This window comes from Hymenobacter ruricola (assembly GCF_015694525.1).
Taxonomy (GTDB): domain Bacteria; phylum Bacteroidota; class Bacteroidia; order Cytophagales; family Hymenobacteraceae; genus Hymenobacter; species Hymenobacter ruricola.
Window position 1 is genome coordinate 1 of the sequence record NZ_JADQDM010000006.1, and the last position, 16,108, is coordinate 16,108.

At 64.4% G+C, this 16,108-nt stretch carries 17 protein-coding genes; 12 read left to right on the top strand and 5 right to left on the bottom strand.

The window, feature by feature from the left end:
* Together I2H31_RS12910 and I2H31_RS12915 are read left to right on the top strand one after the other, a co-directional pair.
* Window positions 1-277: hypothetical protein (locus tag I2H31_RS12910; RefSeq protein WP_196293460.1), on the top strand; the 277-nt coding region annotated here is incomplete at its 5' end.
* Window positions 278-331: 54 nt separating this feature from the next.
* A complete protein-coding gene (locus I2H31_RS12915; RefSeq protein WP_196293461.1) occupies window positions 332-751 on the top strand; it encodes a hypothetical protein in 420 nt (139 codons plus the stop codon).
* Window positions 752-848: 97 nt separating this feature from the next.
* Here the strand turns inward: I2H31_RS12915 and I2H31_RS12920 are convergent, their stop codons facing one another.
* Both I2H31_RS12920 and I2H31_RS12925 read right to left on the bottom strand, forming a co-directional pair.
* On the bottom strand, window positions 849-1,889 hold the full coding sequence (locus tag I2H31_RS12920) for a hypothetical protein (RefSeq protein ID WP_196293462.1): 1,041 nt from the start codon (window positions 1,887-1,889) through the stop codon (window positions 849-851).
* Window positions 1,890-2,047: 158 nt separating this feature from the next.
* Window positions 2,048-2,302 carry an acyl-CoA-binding protein gene (locus I2H31_RS12925; protein WP_196293463.1) on the bottom strand — a complete coding sequence of 85 codons (255 nt, stop codon included), beginning with the start codon at window positions 2,300-2,302 and terminating at the stop codon, window positions 2,048-2,050.
* A gap of 246 nt (window positions 2,303-2,548) precedes the next feature.
* Between I2H31_RS12925 and I2H31_RS12930 the strand changes: the two genes are divergently transcribed.
* Window positions 2,549-3,091, top strand: coding sequence for a CinA family protein (locus I2H31_RS12930; protein ID WP_196293464.1), 543 nt, complete (start codon window positions 2,549-2,551; stop codon window positions 3,089-3,091).
* Here I2H31_RS12930 and I2H31_RS12935 read toward each other — a convergent pair.
* The gene (locus I2H31_RS12935) at window positions 3,088-3,705 is read right to left on the bottom strand and encodes a hypothetical protein (protein ID WP_196293465.1); all 618 of its coding nucleotides are present in this window, start codon (window positions 3,703-3,705) and stop codon (window positions 3,088-3,090) included. The two genes, I2H31_RS12930 and I2H31_RS12935, sit on opposite strands and share 4 nt — an antisense overlap.
* A gap of 240 nt (window positions 3,706-3,945) precedes the next feature.
* On the opposite strand from I2H31_RS12935, the gene I2H31_RS12940 reads away from it, so the two are divergent.
* The 3 genes from I2H31_RS12940 to I2H31_RS12950 all read left to right on the top strand — a co-directional run bounded on the left by I2H31_RS12940 (window position 3,946) and on the right by I2H31_RS12950 (window position 7,087).
* Window positions 3,946-5,133, top strand: a complete 1,188-nt coding sequence (locus tag I2H31_RS12940; protein WP_196293466.1) for a zinc dependent phospholipase C family protein — start codon at window positions 3,946-3,948, stop codon at window positions 5,131-5,133.
* Window positions 5,134-5,288: 155 nt separating this feature from the next.
* Window positions 5,289-6,215 carry a manganese catalase family protein gene (locus tag I2H31_RS12945; RefSeq protein WP_196293467.1) on the top strand — a complete coding sequence of 309 codons (927 nt, stop codon included), beginning with the start codon at window positions 5,289-5,291 and terminating at the stop codon, window positions 6,213-6,215.
* 146 nt (window positions 6,216-6,361) lie between these two features.
* Entirely contained in the window at window positions 6,362-7,087 is a 726-nt protein-coding gene (locus tag I2H31_RS12950) for a peptidylprolyl isomerase (RefSeq protein ID WP_196293468.1), read from the top strand.
* Window positions 7,088-7,320: 233 nt separating this feature from the next.
* Here the strand turns inward: I2H31_RS12950 and I2H31_RS12955 are convergent, their stop codons facing one another.
* Window positions 7,321-9,423 carry a M13 family metallopeptidase gene (locus tag I2H31_RS12955; protein ID WP_196293469.1) on the bottom strand — a complete coding sequence of 701 codons (2,103 nt, stop codon included), beginning with the start codon at window positions 9,421-9,423 and terminating at the stop codon, window positions 7,321-7,323.
* Between the two features lie 189 nt (window positions 9,424-9,612).
* Window positions 9,613-11,673, bottom strand: a complete 2,061-nt coding sequence (locus I2H31_RS12960) for a M13 family metallopeptidase (RefSeq protein ID WP_196293470.1) — start codon at window positions 11,671-11,673, stop codon at window positions 9,613-9,615.
* 182 nt (window positions 11,674-11,855) lie between these two features.
* Here I2H31_RS12960 and xseA point away from each other — a divergent pair, with 182 nt between their 5' ends.
* The 6 genes from xseA to I2H31_RS12990 all read left to right on the top strand — a co-directional run bounded on the left by xseA (window position 11,856) and on the right by I2H31_RS12990 (window position 16,096).
* A complete protein-coding gene (xseA, locus tag I2H31_RS12965) occupies window positions 11,856-13,244 on the top strand; it encodes an exodeoxyribonuclease VII large subunit (protein ID WP_196293471.1) in 1,389 nt (462 codons plus the stop codon).
* Window positions 13,241-13,546 (top strand): exodeoxyribonuclease VII small subunit, encoded by a 306-nt coding sequence (gene xseB, locus I2H31_RS12970; protein WP_196293472.1) that lies wholly within the window; start codon window positions 13,241-13,243, stop codon window positions 13,544-13,546. Before xseA ends, xseB begins: the two co-directional genes overlap by 4 nt.
* A 100-nt stretch (window positions 13,547-13,646) precedes the next feature.
* On the top strand, window positions 13,647-13,958 hold the full coding sequence (locus tag I2H31_RS12975; protein ID WP_196293473.1) for a hypothetical protein: 312 nt from the start codon (window positions 13,647-13,649) through the stop codon (window positions 13,956-13,958).
* A 22-nt stretch (window positions 13,959-13,980) separates the two neighbouring features.
* Window positions 13,981-14,697: a hypothetical protein gene (locus I2H31_RS12980; protein WP_196293474.1), complete on the top strand. Its 717-nt coding sequence runs from the start codon at window positions 13,981-13,983 to the stop codon at window positions 14,695-14,697.
* A gap of 203 nt (window positions 14,698-14,900) precedes the next feature.
* Complete coding sequence (locus tag I2H31_RS12985; protein ID WP_196293475.1) at window positions 14,901-15,686, top strand: sensor histidine kinase; 786 nt, start codon at window positions 14,901-14,903, stop codon at window positions 15,684-15,686.
* On the top strand, window positions 15,683-16,096 hold the full coding sequence (locus I2H31_RS12990; protein WP_196293476.1) for a response regulator: 414 nt from the start codon (window positions 15,683-15,685) through the stop codon (window positions 16,094-16,096). Before I2H31_RS12985 ends, I2H31_RS12990 begins: the two co-directional genes overlap by 4 nt.
* Window positions 16,097-16,108 lie beyond the last annotated feature (12 nt).

Consider the following 16,108-nt stretch of genomic DNA (forward strand, 5'->3'; position numbering starts at 1 on the left):
GCCCCGCGCCGCCGCCGCCCGCGCCCGGCTGGGGGCCGCCCAGGCCCTGCCCGCCGCCCTGGCCGCCGCCGATACCGAAGCGCCCCTGCCGCCCCGCGCCCGCGAAGACCAGCGGGGCCAGCTCACGCTGCTGCTCCACCACGCCCGCGCCGAATGGGACGAGCGCAGCGGCCCCGTTCCCCTGGCGCTGCTCCGGGCCCGACTGGCCGGTTTATTGGTCGAAATTGAAGCATTGACCGTTGAGCTTGCAAAAATTACCGACGAACGCGTTTATTAGTAATAATCTCATACCTTGCCGGCTCACTAGTCAACCCCACTTTTTCTTACGATTATGGCCGGAACCTACTCCCTCACCGCCCTCGAAACCAAGGCCGACTGTGCCGCGGCCCTCACCCCGCTGCGCCTGCGCCGCGACGAAGCCGCCGCCGAAACCAGCGCCCTCGCCTTCGCCCTGCAAACCTACGGCGACCCCGCCGCCCGCAAGGCCGAAATCACCCGCCTCAACGCCAAGCTCACCGCCGTGCAGGCCGACCTGGGCACCCTGCCCGAAGGCAAGGAAAAGCGCGACTCCGAAAACGAGATGGCCAGCTACCTGCGCCGCCGCAACCAGCTGGTAGGGCAGAGCGAAACCCACGGCGGCGACGACAAAATCGTGCTCGAATTCAAGCTCGAAATGGCCCGCCAAACCAACACCGAGGCCACGGCCCTGGTCGCAGCCATCGAAACCCACGCCGACACGCTGGCCAGCTAAAGCAGCGGCCCTGCGCGCCAAAACGCCCCGACTGCCTTGCGCGGCCGGGGCGTTTTTTTTAAAAGAAACGGGAATACGGCCGGCGCTGCCCCCGCCCCTACCCGGCCGTGGGCTGGGCGCCGGGAGCCAGCATCACCCACAGGTGCAGGCGCACGAGGTCGCCCATCGAGTCGCAGCCGTCGAAGGCCCGGGTGTGGTGGTAGCGGTTGAGCTCGGCTTTGAGCTGCGCCACCTTGTCGGGCGGGGCCAGCTCGTGGGCGCGCATCACGTCGAGCAGGGCCTTGAGGCGGTGGCGCTCGGCGCGGGCGCGGCCGGCCATGAGGGCGCGCTCCTCGGTTTGGTACTGGCGCACGGTTTCGGGCTTGAGCAGGTGGGCGCACATCTCCACCACCGGGGCGTTGTCCTTGAAGGAGCGGGGCAGGTACATGCTGCGGCGGCCCTCGTAGCTCTGCTGGTCGAAGTCGATGGCCCGGACGCGGTACTGCTCGTCCTCGAAGTCGGGCGTGACGGCGATGACGTAGTTGTAGGCGCGCATGTCGCCGAGCAGCCGCACGAAGCAGCGCTCGTTGAACTTCACGAACTCCTTGGCAATGCGCACCTGATTCAGGTGCGGCCGGGTGAGGTGCCGGGCAATGAAATCGTCGCCGGGAATGCCCACGATGTGCTCCTCAATGAGCGTGTCGCCGCTCACCAGAAAGTTGATGGAATTCGGCGACAGCAGGTGCTCCAGCTCCAGCCCGTAGAGGCGCGAGGCATCGGCCTGCTTCACGTAGAAGTAGTCGTAGTTGTCGTTGAAGCGGTTGACGATGCGCACCCGAAACGGCTGCGAGTTGCCGAACTCGCAGTAGTCGATGCGGTCGGCCACCAGGTGCTTCGTAAACGACAAGTCCCCGGCCGTTTTCAGCTGCGCGTACACCTCCGTGAGGCCCGTGCCGAGCTCCTGCATCTCGGGGCCCTCGAAGTAGACGGTTTGCCAGAGGGTGTCCTTGCCGGTGCGGTCAATCAGCGGAAAGGCGTTGCTGTAGCGGCGCAGGTCGGCGTAGGCCACGGGCAGGTCCACGGCGCGGTCGTAGGCGCGCAGGTACTCGCGCAGGGCCGGCGTGAGCGGGTAGGCGGGCTTTTTGCGGGAGATGTCCATGGCACGAGTGGCTGAGTAAACTGAGAAAAAAGAACGTCATGCAGAGCGGAGCGAAGCATCTTTACCGCAGTAGCAATTCTTTTTCTTGACGATTGAGTTAGTATCGAGGTAAAGATGCTTCGCTGCGCTCGGCATGACGGTCTTCTTTACACCTGTCCTTACCCCGCCAGCTCGTTCACCAGCTCCACGTACTGCTGGCGGGCGGCGTCTTTGCTGGTGCCCTTCAGGCCGTTCCAGGCGTCGTACTTGGCAATGGCTTTGAAATCGAAGCCGCCGGGGCGGTCGCCGCTGAGGTCGCCTTCGGTGGCTTGCTTGTAGAGGGCGTAGAGCTGGAGCAGCACCATGTTGGAGGGCTTGGCGGGCAGCTGCTGGGCGCGCTGGCTGGCGGCCTCGAATTCTTCTTGCGTGGTCATGTGTGGTGGGTTGGTGGAGTGGTGGGTTGGTGAAATGGTCAGAACGATGCAAAGAACGTCATGCCGAGCGCAGCGAAGCAGCTTTACCGCAGCAGTAATCAATTTCACTATTGCGGTAAAGATGCTTCGCTGCGCTCGGCATGACGGTTCCTGCTTCCTGGCCAGGCGCTGCGGAAGTAAGCTCGGCCGCAACCCCGGCCGCGGGCCGCGGCGTATGCGGAGCCCCCCTTCTCCCCTTTCCACGCCATGAAAAAACCCAATGTCGAAGCCCTCGTGCAGGAGTTTCTGAAACACAAGCTCACCCTGGCCCTGGCCGAAAGCTGCACCTGCGGGCTGGCCGCCGCGCAGCTGGCCCCGGCCACCGGCGTGAGCGAGGTGCTGCTGGGCTCGGTGGTCACCTACCACACCGACGCCAAGCAGAAGCTGCTGGGCGTGAAAAAGGAAACCCTGGCCACCTACTCGGCCGAAAGCCAGCAAACCACCAACGAAATGGCCCTGGGCCTGCAAAAGCACCTGCCCGGCGCCGACGTGTACGTGGCCGTGACGGGCCTGTGCGGCCCCGGCGCCTCGGCCACCCCCGACAAGCCGGTGGGCACCACCTTCGTGACGATACTGCTCGACGGCCACGCCCACGAGTACCGCGCCGAACTCACGGGCACCTCCGACGAGCTTCGCCAGCAAGCAGCCGCCCTCATCTACGCCAAGCTGCTGGAGCTACTGGAGCGCCGGCAGATTGGGGCCGTGGCGGCCCAGCCCAGCACCACGCGCCCCGGCCAGAAGGCCGCTTAGCGCCCGCCCGCCGCGCGGTAGAGCGTAGTGATGCGGAAAAGCCCGGTTTTGCGGTCGAAATCGGTCAGGCTTTGGTCGGCGCGCAGCTTGCTCAAAGACGACACAAAAACGGGGTTGCTGGCCGCGTAGGCTTCGCGCAGGTAGCGCGGCGTGAGCGGAAAGATAAGCCCGGTGAGGCCCCGGCTGAAAAAATAGCGCGGGGCCGAGTACGGCCCCAGGGCATTGGCCCCGGGCGTGAGCGCCGCTGGGCCATTGCCTCCGCCCCCACCACCCGGCAAGGTGCTGCTGGTGTAGATGGCCAGGGTGTCGGCGGCTTCGAGTTGATATTCCCCTCCTTGGTACAGCCGGCGGGTGCGGCCCTTGCTCGACACGTAACCCCACAGGCTGTCGGGGTCCACGCGCAGCTTCACGGTTTGGGGGCCGCGCGGCACCACTACCACCACCATGCCGTGCTTGTCGGGGTAGAAGGCATCAACGCCTGCGGGCTGGGCCACGCGGCGGTGGAAAGCGGCGGCCGTGCGGTAGGCCCCCGGCTGAATGCTGAACACCTGCGCCCCGGCCGGCCCCGCCAAAAGCGCCCCCCACACGACCAACGACCAACGAATAGATTGCATAAACGAACGAAAAAGCAGCCACTGAAGAAGCCAAAGATACACGGCTGCGCAGGCCCGGGTTCCCGGCCCGGGGCCCCGGGCCTGCGCGGCCGCAATCGTTTGAGACGCCGCTGCTGCCGCCTGGCAGGCTTCTCCAGCGGTAGAAAACCCGGCTTAAAGGGGCCTTGCTGCAAATGTGCCGGGTATTGCCGAACTTTGGGCGGGGCCCGGATGCCCGGTGCCGACATCTTTCCCTTTTCCATGAAAAAAACCATCTTGCCGCTGCTGCTTGCGGCCCTTCTGCTCGCCCACGGCACTGCCGGCGCCTGGGGTTTCTTTGGTCACCGCACCATCACGCAGGTGGCGGTCTACGAGGTGCCGTCGTCGCTGCAGGCCTTTTACTTCCGGCACATGGCCGAACTGGTGCGCCAGAGCACCGCCCCCGACGAGCGCCGCAACGACGACCCCACCGAGGCGCCCAAGCACTTCATCGACCTGGACCATTTTTCGGAAGACAACCCCTTCGGCAAAATGCCCCGGCAGTACGACAAGGCCACGGAAAAATTCACGGCCGACACGCTCAAGAAGTACGGCACCGTGCCGTGGGTGGTGATGGAAACCAAGGACAACCTCACCGAGGCCTTCCGGCAGCGCGACACGCTGGGCATCATCAAGTACTCGGCCGAGCTGAGCCACTACGTGGCCGACGCCTTTGTGCCGCTGCACACCACCATCAACTACGACGGCCAGCTCACCGACCAGAAAGGCCTGCACGGCCTCTGGGAAAGCCAATTGCCGGAGCGGTTCATCAACGACTACAAGCTGGACGGGCAGCCGGCCAAGTACGTGAAAGACCCGCTGGCCGCCATCTGGGAGGTGCTGCAGCAGAGCTACGGCTTCCTGGGCGAAACCTTCGACCGGGCTACCAAGATTGAGAAAACGATGAAGCCGGAGGTGCGCTTCACGTTCTCGCACCGCTACGGCAAAACCTCGCGCCGCTACTCCGACGCCTTCGCCGATGCCTACGAGAAGGAAGTGGGCGGCATGGTGGACTACCGCCTCAAGGGCGCGCCCACGCTGGTGTCGTCGCTCTGGCTCACGGCCTGGCAGGATGCCGGCAAGCCCGACCTCAACGCCCTGATGACGCCCAGCAAGCCCACCAAGGAAGAAAAAGAAAAGCTGAACACCGAGCTGGCGGCCTGGAAAAAAAATACCCTGGCCCAGGACCAGCTCCTGCTGGCCCAGCAAAAAGTGAAACGGGTGGAAGCCGCCGACGAAATCAAGTCGGCCAAGGAAATGGCCGACCCGGCCGCCACCGACGCCGCCCCGGCCCCCGAAACTCCGGTGGCGGCCCCGGCCGCCGCGCCCGCCACCGACAAGGTGAAAATCAAGACCAAGGACAAGGATGGCAGCGAAAAAGTTAAGCTGAAGGGCGACGCGCCCAAGTAGGCAAGGCGCTTGGCAGTTGGGGCCAAAAAGGCCTTTTGCTACGGTTCAGGCAATAAAAAAGAGCTTGGCTTTCCTTAAAAAGCGGCCGTACTTAAAGCCGATTCCGCACGCCGCGGGGTCGGCTTTTTCCTTTCCACCACTTTTTAGTACTGCTTATGATACTGCGCCTCGATGAGCTGGCCCTCGACCTGCCGAAGCCCAAAAACCCCTCCGCCAACGACGCCGCCGCGGTGCAGGAACTGCTGGGCGGCAAGTTTGGCGAAATGAGCACCCTGATGAACTACACGTTCCAGTCGTTCAACTTCCGGGGGCGCGACCGGCTTCGGCCGTTTTACTCCCTCACGGCGGCCATTGCGGCCGAAGAGTACTCGCACATCGAAGCCGTGAGCTACGCCATCAACCTGCTGCTGACCGGCGTGAGCAAGCGCAACCCCGACCCGGTGTCGGCCCCGCTGGCCGGCGCCGCCGACGCCCGCAACACCCACCACTTCATTGCCAGCGGCCAGGCCGCCCTGCCGCAAGACTCGCTGGGCCGCCCCTGGACCGGCGACAACGTGTTCAGCTCTGGCAACCTGCGCCTGGACTTGCTGCACAACTTTTTCCTGGAATGCGGCGCCCGCGCCAACAAGATGCGGGTATACGAAATGGTATCGGACCCCTGCGCCCGCACTATGGTGGGCTACCTGCTGGTGCGCGGCGGCCTGCACGTGTACGCCTACGCCCTGGCCCTGGAAAAGCTCACCGGCGTGGACGTGAAGAAGCTCATGCCCGTGCCCAACCTCTCGAACAAGATGTTCCCGGAGGCCCGCGAGTTCATGAAGCACGGCTTGCACCGCGAACTGTACACCTTCTCGCCGAATGCTTACATGGAAGCCGGCGTGATTTGGAACGGCAAGCACCCCGAGGACGGCTCCGAGCTGCAAGTCATTCAGGGCGCGAAAAAAGGCGTCCCCTACCCCGTACTCGAAGAAGAGCCGCAGCTCAACTCGCCCGGCGAGGACAACTTCGACCCCGAGATGTTTGCCGACATCGCCAAGAAGCTGGGCCTGGGCAAAGACCTGCAATCGTACCGGCCGTCGTAGAGACGCAATATGTTGCGTCTCATCGTTGAACGACCCCGCCTGCACCGCACTTCCCCAACGGCGCGGAGTAGAGACGCAAAATGTTGCGTCTCTACTCCGTTTCAGCCCGGCTCCGCCATTGCGCGTGGCCGGGCTTATTTTGTGCCATGAACCGCTTCCTTTTCGCCGGGCTGGTGCTGCTGGCCGCCTGCAACCAGACGCCGCCTCCCACGGCCGCGCCCAAAGCCAAGCCCGTCATCCCCGGCCCCGACCTGGCCACCCTGGCCGACAGCACCGCGCCGGCCGCGCTACTGGCTTATGGCAAGCAGTACCCCGGCTCCGAAGTGCTGATTAAGACGCGCCTGGGCAACATTCGGGTGAAGCTCTACGACGACACGCCCATTCACAAGGCCAACTTCCTGCTGCTGGCCCGCAAGGGCGTGTTCGACGAAACCATGTTCAACCGCGTGGTGAAGGACTTTGCCGTGCAGGGCGGCCAGACCTATAACGCCCGCACCATCCGGCTGAAGCGCTACCGCCTGCCGCCCGAGTTTCGGGCAGAGCATTTCCACCGCAAAGGCGCCCTGGGCATGGCCCGCTACGACGACGAGCAGAACCCCGGCCACCTGTCTTCCAACACTGACTTCTACTTCGTGGTGGGCGAAAAAATGGCGCCGTTTCAGTCGCAGGCCATGGCCGGCCGCAAGCTCACGCCCGCGCAGGTAAACGCCTACGCCACCGTGGGCGGCGTGCCCTCGCTCGATGGCAAGTACACGGTTTTCGGCGAAGTCATCGAAGGCCAGGACGTGGTGGATAAAATTGCCAACGAGCCCGTGGAGTCGGATAAATGGCCGGTGACGGACATTCCGATGAAGGTGGAAGTGGTGAAGTAAGGGGCCGTTGCAATCGGGCAATAAAGCCCGTCATGTCGAGCTTGTCGAGGATTCTCGCGTGGGGGAGTGTTTATTACTGCTGCACGCGAGATGTCTCGACAAGCTCGACATGACGGCCTGGTAAGCTCAACATATCCAAATAAAAAGGCCCGCCCCCAGCGGGAGCGGACCTTCTCGTATCGGGAGGGAGAACAGTTTCTCACTCTCGGTTCAGGAACACCTTTGCAAAGAGCTTACCAAATTTTGGCGCGCACGGCCGCGGGGCGCACCATGGCGTCGCCGTCCTTGCAGCCAAAGGCCTGGTGAAACTCCGGCATGTTTTGCAGCGGGCCGTTGGTGCGGTACTGCTCGGGCGAGTGCGGGTCGGTCTGGATTTGCTGGCGCAACGCCTCTGGGCGCTTGTGGCCGCGCCAGATTTGGGCGTAGCCCAAGAAAAAGCGCTGCTGGGGCGTGAAGCCGTCAATCGACTTGCCGGCCTTGGCCTGCGGCGTTTTCATAAAGGCCTGGTAGGCAATGGTAAGACCGCCGAGGTCGGCCAGGTTTTCGCCCATGGTCAGGGCGCCGTTCACGTGCACCGAATCCAGGGGCGAGAAGGCGTCGAACTGCTTGCCCACCACCGCGGCGCGCTGCGTGAACTTCTCAGCATCTTCCTTGGTCCACCAGTCGCGCAGGTTGCCCTGTGAGTCCGATTTGCGGCCCTGGTCGTCGAAGCCGTGGGTCATTTCGTGGCCAATCACGGCGCCGATGCCGCCGTAGTTCACCGCGTCGTCGGCCTTGGGGTCGTAGAACGGCGGCTGCAGAATGCCGGCCGGGAACACAATCTCGTTCAGGCTCGAATTGTAGTAGGCGTTCACCGTGGGCGGCGTCATGCCCCACTCGCCCCGGTCAATGGGCTTGCCGAACCGGCTCAGGTTGTCCTTCGATTCCCATTCGGCCGTGGCAAACAAGTTGTTCAGCGCGCTTTCGCGGCTGATTTTCAGGTCCGAATAATCCTTCCACTTGTCGGGGTAGCCAATTTTCACGGTGAAGGCGTTCAGCTTCTTGGTGGCCTCGGCCTTGGTGGCGGCGCTCATCCAGTCGGTGGCCTGAATGCGCTCGGCGTAGGCCTGGCGCAGGTTTTCCACCATCACCTTGGCGCGGGCCTTGGCTTCGGGCGAGAAAGCCTCGTCCACGTACAGCTGGCCAAAGGCTTCGCCCAGGGCGCCGTCGGTGGCGCGCAGGGCGCGCTTCCAGCGGGGCTGCTGCTGCTTGGCGCCACTGGTCACCTGCGAGAATTTGAAGGCTTCGTCGCCGTAGGCCTTGGGCAGGGCCGAGGTTACGGCCGACACCAGGTGCCAGCGCAGGTACTGCTTCTGGTCGGCCAGCGGCTCTTCCTTGAACATGGTGCTCACTTCCTTCAGGAATTCGGGCTGGCCCACGATGACTTCCTTGGCCGCGCCCAAGCCGCCGGCCTTGAGCACCAGCGGCAGGTTCAGGTTGGGGTAGTCGGCCGCGGCTTGCGTCACGGTCATCTTGTTGTAGTTTTTCTCGCGGTCGCGCAGGTCCACGCGGCTGCGGCTGGCTTTGGCCAGGCGCGTTTCGATGCGCGTGACGGTGGCGGCGTTTTTCTCGGCCGTGGCCAGGTCGTCGCCCAGCATCTTAAACAGGTTCACCTGGTAGGTCTGGTAGGCGGCCCGAATGGTTTTCGAGCGGGCGTCGTCCTTCAGATAGTAGTCGCGGTCCGACAGCGAAAGGCCGCCCTGGCCCATGCGCACCACGTACTGCGTGCTGTTTTTGGGGTCCTGGCTCACGCCGAAGCCGTACCAGCCCGTGGCAAACGACTTGGGGTCGGCCAGGTACTGCTGCATTTCGCCCAGGTCTTTGATGGCGGCAATGCGGTCGAGGCGCGGCTGCAGGTACTTGAGGCCGGCTTTCTCGATGGCCACGCTGTCCATGGAAGCGGCGTAGAAGTCGCCCACTTTCTGCAGGTTCGAGCCGGGCTTGGCCGAACGGTCGGCGGCGGCTTTCTCCAGAATGCGGCGCTCCACGTCCTGGTTGTGGTTGATGAGCTGGTTGAAGGCACCCCAGCGGGTTTCAGCCGGCGGAATGGGGTTGTTTTTCAGCCAGGAGCCCGACGCGAATTGGAAGAAGTCGGTGCAGGGCGCCACCGAGCGGTCCAGGCTGGCCAGCGAGATGCCGGTGCCGCCTTGGGCCGTGCCAGCGGGCACAGTCGTTTTCACCTTGCCCGCGCCGGACTTGGTTTTAATCTTGGTGTCCTGGGCCTGAACGGCGCCGGCCGCCAGTCCCAGCACCGCCGCGGAAACGGCCGCGCGTCGCAATAAAGAGAAATGAGTCATGTTGAAAATTTTTGGGCAAAACGTTAGAAAGTGCAAGGTATGAAGGCGGCCTGGCGTTGAAAAATTCAAAAAATTAAAACAACAGGTAAAGGATTGGCAATGACGTCTTCTACCAAAAAGGGCCGCCATGCCGAACGAAGTCGAAGCATGACGGCCCTTTTTTAAACTGCTGGCTTACGCCTTAACCGATTACCAGATTTTGGAGCGTTCGGCGGCGGGGCGCATCATCTTGTTGCCGTCCTGGCAGCCGAAGGCCTTGTAGAACTCCGGCATGTTCATCAGCGGGCCGTTGGTGCGGTACATGGCCGGCGAGTGCGGGTCGGTCTGCACCTGCTGGCGGATGTACTCGTCGCGGGTGTTGGTGCGCCAGATTTGGGCGTAGGCCAAGAAAAAGCGCTGCTCCGGCGTGAAGCCGTCAATCTTGGCCTGGGCCTTGGCCTGCGGGGTTTTTTCGAAGGCCTGGTAGGCGATGGTGAGCCCGCCGAGGTCGGCCAGATTCTCGCCCATCGTGAGCTTGCCGTTCACGTGCACCGAGTCCAGGGGCGAGAAGGCGTCGAACTGCTTGCCCACGATGTCGGCTTTGGCGTTGAATTTGTCGGCGTCTTCCTTGGTCCACCAGTCTTTCAGGTTGCCTTCGGCGTTGTACTGCCGGCCCTGGTCGTCGAAGCCGTGGGTCATTTCGTGGCCAATCACGGCGCCCACGCCGCCGTAGTTCACCGCGTCGTCGGCCTTGGGGTCGTAGAACGGCGGCTGCAGAATGCCGGCCGGGAACACAATCTCGTTCATCGGCGGGTTGTAGTAGGCGTTCACCGTGGGCGGCGTCATGCCCCACTCGTTGCGGTCAATCGGCTTGCCGAAGTGGCTCACTTCCTCTTTGTTGGCCCACTCCTGGGCGGCAAACAGGTTGTTCAGGTAGCTCTCGCGCGAGATGCTCAGGGCCGAATAGTCCTTCCACTTGTCGGGGTAGCCGATTTTCACGGTGAAGGCGTTGAGCTTTTTCAGGGCCTCGGCTTTGGTGGCGGCGCTCATCCAGTCGGTGGCCTTGATGCGTTCGGCGTAGGCCACGCGCAGGTTTTCAATCATCTGCTTCACCTTGGCTTTGGAAGCGGCCGAGAAGGCTTTGTCCACATACAGCTGGCCGAAGGCTTCGCCCAGGGCGCGGTCCGTCGAGCCCAGCATGCGCTTCCAGCGCGGCTGCTGCTTCTTGGCGCCGCTGGTCACCTGCGAAAACTTGAAGGCTTCGTCGCCATACGCTTTGGGCAGGGCCGAGGTAACCGACGAGACGAGGTGCCAGCGCAGGTACTGCTTCTGGTCGGCGATGGGCTCCTCCTTCAGCATGGCGCTCACTTCTTTCATGAAGTCCGGCTGGCCCACGATGACTTCCTTGGCGGCGCCCAGGCCATTCTCTTTCAGCGTGAGGGGCAGGGCCAGGCTGGGGTAGGCGGCGTCGGCCTGCGCCACGGTCATCTTGTTGTAGTTGGCGTAGGGGTCGCGCAGGTCCACGCGGCTTTTGCTGGCCTTGGCCAGGCGCGTTTCGATGCGCTGCACGGCGGCGGCGTTGGCTTTGGCCGTGGCCTCGTTGTCGCCCAGCATCTTAAAGATGTTCACCATGTAGGTCTGGTACGCCGCCCGAATGGTTTTCGAGCGCGAGTCGTCCTTCAGGTAGTAGTCGCGGTCGGCGAGGGTGAGGCCGCCCTGGCCAAACTGCACGGCGTACTGCGAGCTGATTTTTTCGTCTGGCCCCACGTACGAGCCGTACCACACGCCGCCCGCGTGGGCTTTGGGGTCGGCCAGAAAGCGCTGCATTTCGCCCAGGTCCTTGATGGCCGCAATGCGGTTGAGGTGGGGCTGCAGGTACTTGAGGCCAGCCGCTTCGATGGCCGCCGAGTCCATGGCCGAGGCGTAGAAGTCGCCCACTTTCTGCAGGTTCGAGCCTTTGGGGGCCTTCGCCGCGTTTTTGGCCGCATCGTTGAGGATGGTGCGCAGGGTGGCGTTGTTGTTGTTGGCCAGCTCCTGGAACGAGCCCCAGCGCGTTTCGGCCGGCGGAATGGGATTGTTTTTCAGCCAGTTGCCCGAAGCGTAGTGAAAGAAGTCCTCGCAGGGCTTCACCGACGGGTCGATGTTGGCGATGTTGATGCCGACGCCTTTCTGGGGCGGCGTGGTGGGCGGGCCAGCGGCCACGGCGGCAGCCAGGCCGCCGAGTCCGAGCACGGCCAGGCCAAGCCGGCGTGCAATCGAAGTTGAAATCATGAAAAAAAGATTGGAATGGGAATGATGCCGTGAAGGTAAAGACTGGCAAGCGTTAGCTGGGTTGCCTCAACACGCCGGATTTTGTTCCGGGTTCCGCGGGGCGGCCCGCCGGAACCGCTGATTAACCCGGAAAAGCCGGCTGCTTTCGCATTTGGGGCCCCGGGGCCCCGTAACTTGCGCCCATGCCGCTCTACAACCGCCGCCCCGAACTTCCGCCCATTTTGCCCCCGCCCCCGCTGGGGCTGGCCGATTTGCTGGCCCGGGTGCGGCAGGCCCTGCAGCAGCAGCTGGCCGACTCGTACTGGGTGGTGGCCGAAGTGGCCGAGCTCACCGCGCCGCGCTTCGTGGGCGCGCACTGCTACCTCACCCTCACCGAGCAAACCACCGACGGCCGCGGCACACCCCTGAAGGCCCAGGCCCGCGCCACGCTCTGGAGCCAGCGCTACCAGCAGCTGGCGCCCGCCTTCGAGCGCGCCACCGGCCAGCCCCTGCGGCCCGGCCTCAAGCTGCTGCTGCGGGTGCAGGTGCGCTTTCACGAGCAGTACGGCCTCAGCCTCGACGTGGTGGCCATCGACCCGAGCTACACCGTGGGCGAGCTGGCCCTGCTGCGCCTGAAAACCCTGCGCCAGCTGGAGGAAAAAGGCCTGCTGGAGCGCCAGAAACTGCTGGCACTGCCCCTGGCGCCGCAGCGGCTGGCGGTCATCTCCTCGCCCACCGCTGCCGGCTTTCAGGACTTTGTGCAGCAGCTGCGGGAAGCACCTTACGATTTTGCCCTCACCCTGTTCCCGGCCGCCATGCAGGGCGACGAGGCCCCGGCCAGCATCCGGGCGGCGCTGGACGGGGTGCGGGCGCGGCGCGGCCAGTTCGACGCTGTGGTCATCATCCGGGGCGGCGGCAGCCGGACAGATTTGCTGGCCTTTGACGAATACGGCCTGGCGGCGGCCATTGGCGCGTTTCCGCTGCCGGTGCTCACGGGCATTGGCCACGAGCGCGACGAAGCCGTGGCGGACCTCGCCGCCCACCGCGCCCTGAAAACGCCCACCGCCGTGGCCGCCTTCCTGGTAGACCGCCTGGCCCGCCTCGAAGCCGCGCTGCTGGGCTACGGCGAGCAGGTGGTGGCGCTGGCCCGGCACCAGCTCAGCCAGCGCCACGCCCGCCTCGACCACCTCGGCGGGCGCAGCCGCTACGCGGCCCACCGCCAACTCGACGCGGCCCGCGATGCCCTGCGCGAGCGCGCCCGCCAAGCCACCCTAGGCCCGCGCGAGCAGCTGCGGCAGCTAGGCACGAGTCTGGCGCGCTTCCGGCACCAGCTGCCACGGGCGGCGCGCCGGCGGCTGGCCCGCGAGCAGCGCGGCCTGCGCCAGCGCGGCCGGGCCCTGCTCAGCCGTTTCATTCGCCACCACCGGCGGCGGCGCGAAGACGTGCTGCGCCGCCGCTTCCGGCTGCAGCTGGCCCTGGAGCGGCACCTGCACCGCGCCGAGCTGCGCCTGGCCCGCGCCGCGGCCGTGTCGGAATACCTCACTGCCCGCCCCGCCCCCCCCACCATTACGAACCCCTCCCCTGCCCCATGACTTACCGCGAAGCCATCGAAGAACTAGAAACCATATTACGTGCCCTCGAAACCGATGCCGTAGACGTCGACGACCTCACGGCCCGCGTCGAGCGGTCGGCCGAGCTTATCCGGCTGTGCCGCCACAAGCTGCGCCACGCCGAGGCGTCGCTCGACCGCGTGTTCGACACGCTGGACACCGAAGACGAAGCTGACGAAACCGCTGACGAAGAAGAGCTTGGCGACGAAGACGCCGAGAATGAGGACGACGACGACGACGACGAACACGACCACCTGGCCGGCGGCCCCGGCCGGGCGTGGTAAAGATTTTTTAATCTGGATATCGTTTACCACTAGTGCGTCCTATATTTGGCTCACACATCCAACCCAAACTTCTTTTTATTCAATTTTTTCCACAAAGTTTATGGCATTTGACGGCAGCGAAGGCACGGCCATTTCCGATTCCCAGGCAGCAGAGCTCACGGCGGCATACCGCGAGGCCAACCCCGGCCAGATTATTTCCTGCTTCTTCGGACGCACCATTTTGCAGAACCTGCTGAACCAGGGCGGCAAAGGGCTCCGGTTTTACTACGGCCTCAACGGCGGCACGCCGCACCTGGTAGTGGTGGGCGCCGACGAAAACGAAAACGACCAGTTGGGCGAAGGCTTTCTCATTGCCGACGACGGCATGCTGGGCCCGCCCCGCTCCGGCCGTCAAAATTTCCTGAACAGCTAACCGGCCCTCGCCGCCCCGCCCGATGATATCCAAAGAGCAACTCCACGTAATCAGCAGCTGGATGGTGGCCATCATGCAGGCCAGCATCGTGGTACCGATGCTGGTTGTGATTTGGCGCCGAAAACGTCATTTTTCGCCGGCCGTCAAGCTGCTGAGCAATTACGTGTACCTCTCGGCTATTTTCGTGGTGGCCGCGTGGATTTTGTACCCGGCCTATCTGCCGAGCAACATCTGGTTTCTGGCCGGGTTCAACTTCTGCAAAATCATCTTGTTCTGGGCGGTCTACAACAAAGTGCTGCAATCGGGGCAAACGCGCCGGGTGCTGGACATTGCGACGGTGGCGGCCCTGGTCAGCATCATCGGCGTGTATTGGTACGATGACCAGCTGGGCATTGCCTACTGCCGCATTATGCAGTGCGCCGTGCTGGCGGCTTTCGCCATGGCTTACATGGAACAAACCCTGAACGGGCCGCCGACGCAACGGGCCTTCCACGACCCGCTGTGGCTGGTGAGCGTGGGCCAGCTGGTGTATTCGGCGGGCACCGTCACGGCCTTCAGCCAGGACTACCTGTCGATTACCATCTACGACAAGAGCTGGAAGTACGTGATGGTGGCCTGCGCGGGCCTGGCGTTCAACTGGTTTCTGACGCTGGCCTTCCTGCGGGCGAAGCAGCAAAAGGTTGCGCCCGCACCGCCGGCTCCGGTCCCTTCCCACCTGGCTACTCCTACGCTGATTTGACCGGCCCGGCGACCGGGTTCACCCTTGCAATTCACCTTTCCCACTTGCGGCCGGCAACCCGCGCCGCGCCGCCTGCGCTACAACGCCAATGCCCTGAAGCTACCCGGCGATGAACCGGCTTTTTTTCTACTTCTTTGCGCCGCCCGCCCGTCGGGGGCCCTCATGTGAATAACCTCCTGCCGTTGTTTCTCCTCACGCCGACATTGCTCCTGCTTGTGCTTGGGCTGGTGTGGTTTGTGGTACGCTACCAACGGGGACAATTGCGCCAGCAGCAGGAGCTGGCGCAGCTGCAGGAGGCCGCCCAGCAGCAGGCCCTGGCCGCCGCCCTGGTGGCGCAGGAAGACGAGCGGCAGCGCATTGCCGCCGAGCTGCACGACGGTGTGGGCACCATTCTGGCCCTGGCCAAGCTGCACCTGTTTGCGCCGGGCAGCCCGCCCTCGCCCGAAGCCAGCGCCCTCATTGACCAGGCCGTGGCCGAGGTGCGGCGCATTTCGCGCAACCTGCAGCCGGCCACGCTGCAGCAGCTGGGCCTGACGCAGGCGCTGCGGGCGCTGGTGCAGGCCGTGCCCGCCGACCACGGCCCGGAGGTGCGCCTGGAACAGGAAGGTACCCTGGGCCGGCTCATTCCGCCGCACGAGCTCATGGTGTACCGCATTGCCCAGGAGCTGCTTACCAACGGGCTGTTGCACGCCCAGGCGCCGCACATCGTGCTGCGCCTGGGCGTGCAACAGCCCGGCCTGCTCACCCTCACCTATTCCGACGACGGCCAGGGCTTCGACCTGGCCGCGCTGGAGGAGCTGCCGCCCCCCGGCCCGCACGGCCAGCCCGTTGGCATGGGCCTCATCAACCTGCGCAGCCGGGTGGCCGTGCTGGGCGGCCAGCTGCATTACCAGTCCCAGCCCGGCGCGGGCACCCGCGTCGAAGCCATTTTGCCCGTTACGCTGTTGCCCGTGGGCACGCCTACTCCCACTTTCACGCTCAATTCATGACCTCTCCTTCCGCCTCTGCGGCCGCGGCTGTACCCGTGCGCCTGGCCATCGTCGACGACCACATTCTGTTCCGCAAAGGGCTGCGGGCCCTGCTCAGCGGCTACGCGGGCATTGAGGTGGTGTGCGAAGCCGGCAACGGCCAGGAGCTCCTCGAACTCCTCGACCAGGGCAGCCGACCCAACGTGATACTGATGGACATGCAAATGCCCATTCTCGACGGCCTGCAAACCACGCGTCTGCTGCGCACGCAGTTTCCCAACGTGCGCGTGGTCATCATTTCCATGCACGACGACCCTTCGCTGGTGACCACCGTGCTGGCCGAAGGCGCCCACAGCTACCTCGTGAAAAACACCTCGCCCGAGGAAATGCGCAGCGCCGTGCTGGCTGCCGCCGCCGCGGGGCAGCGGTAAGCCCGCCTCCGT

What these genes read in the sequence shown, in the direction of transcription:
- I2H31_RS12935 (WP_196293465.1), bottom strand. Translation starts at nt 3,705, where the DNA reads ATGCAATCTATTCGTTGGTCGTTGGTCGTGTGGGGGGCGCTTTTGGCG.
- I2H31_RS12975 (WP_196293473.1), top strand. Translation starts at nt 13,647, where the DNA reads ATGGCATTTGACGGCAGCGAAGGCACGGCCATTTCCGATTCCCAGGCA.
- I2H31_RS12955 (WP_196293469.1), bottom strand. Translation starts at nt 9,423, where the DNA reads ATGACTCATTTCTCTTTATTGCGACGCGCGGCCGTTTCCGCGGCGGTG.
- I2H31_RS12940 (WP_196293466.1), top strand. Translation starts at nt 3,946, where the DNA reads ATGAAAAAAACCATCTTGCCGCTGCTGCTTGCGGCCCTTCTGCTCGCC.
- I2H31_RS12950 (WP_196293468.1), top strand. Translation starts at nt 6,362, where the DNA reads ATGAACCGCTTCCTTTTCGCCGGGCTGGTGCTGCTGGCCGCCTGCAAC.
- xseA (WP_196293471.1), top strand. Translation starts at nt 11,856, where the DNA reads ATGCCGCTCTACAACCGCCGCCCCGAACTTCCGCCCATTTTGCCCCCG.
- I2H31_RS12960 (WP_196293470.1), bottom strand. Translation starts at nt 11,673, where the DNA reads ATGATTTCAACTTCGATTGCACGCCGGCTTGGCCTGGCCGTGCTCGGA.
- I2H31_RS12920 (WP_196293462.1), bottom strand. Translation starts at nt 1,889, where the DNA reads ATGGACATCTCCCGCAAAAAGCCCGCCTACCCGCTCACGCCGGCCCTG.
- xseB (WP_196293472.1), top strand. Translation starts at nt 13,241, where the DNA reads ATGACTTACCGCGAAGCCATCGAAGAACTAGAAACCATATTACGTGCC.
- I2H31_RS12990 (WP_196293476.1), top strand. Translation starts at nt 15,683, where the DNA reads ATGACCTCTCCTTCCGCCTCTGCGGCCGCGGCTGTACCCGTGCGCCTG.
- I2H31_RS12945 (WP_196293467.1), top strand. Translation starts at nt 5,289, where the DNA reads ATGATACTGCGCCTCGATGAGCTGGCCCTCGACCTGCCGAAGCCCAAA.
- I2H31_RS12930 (WP_196293464.1), top strand. Translation starts at nt 2,549, where the DNA reads ATGAAAAAACCCAATGTCGAAGCCCTCGTGCAGGAGTTTCTGAAACAC.
- I2H31_RS12925 (WP_196293463.1), bottom strand. Translation starts at nt 2,302, where the DNA reads ATGACCACGCAAGAAGAATTCGAGGCCGCCAGCCAGCGCGCCCAGCAG.
- I2H31_RS12915 (WP_196293461.1), top strand. Translation starts at nt 332, where the DNA reads ATGGCCGGAACCTACTCCCTCACCGCCCTCGAAACCAAGGCCGACTGT.
- I2H31_RS12980 (WP_196293474.1), top strand. Translation starts at nt 13,981, where the DNA reads ATGATATCCAAAGAGCAACTCCACGTAATCAGCAGCTGGATGGTGGCC.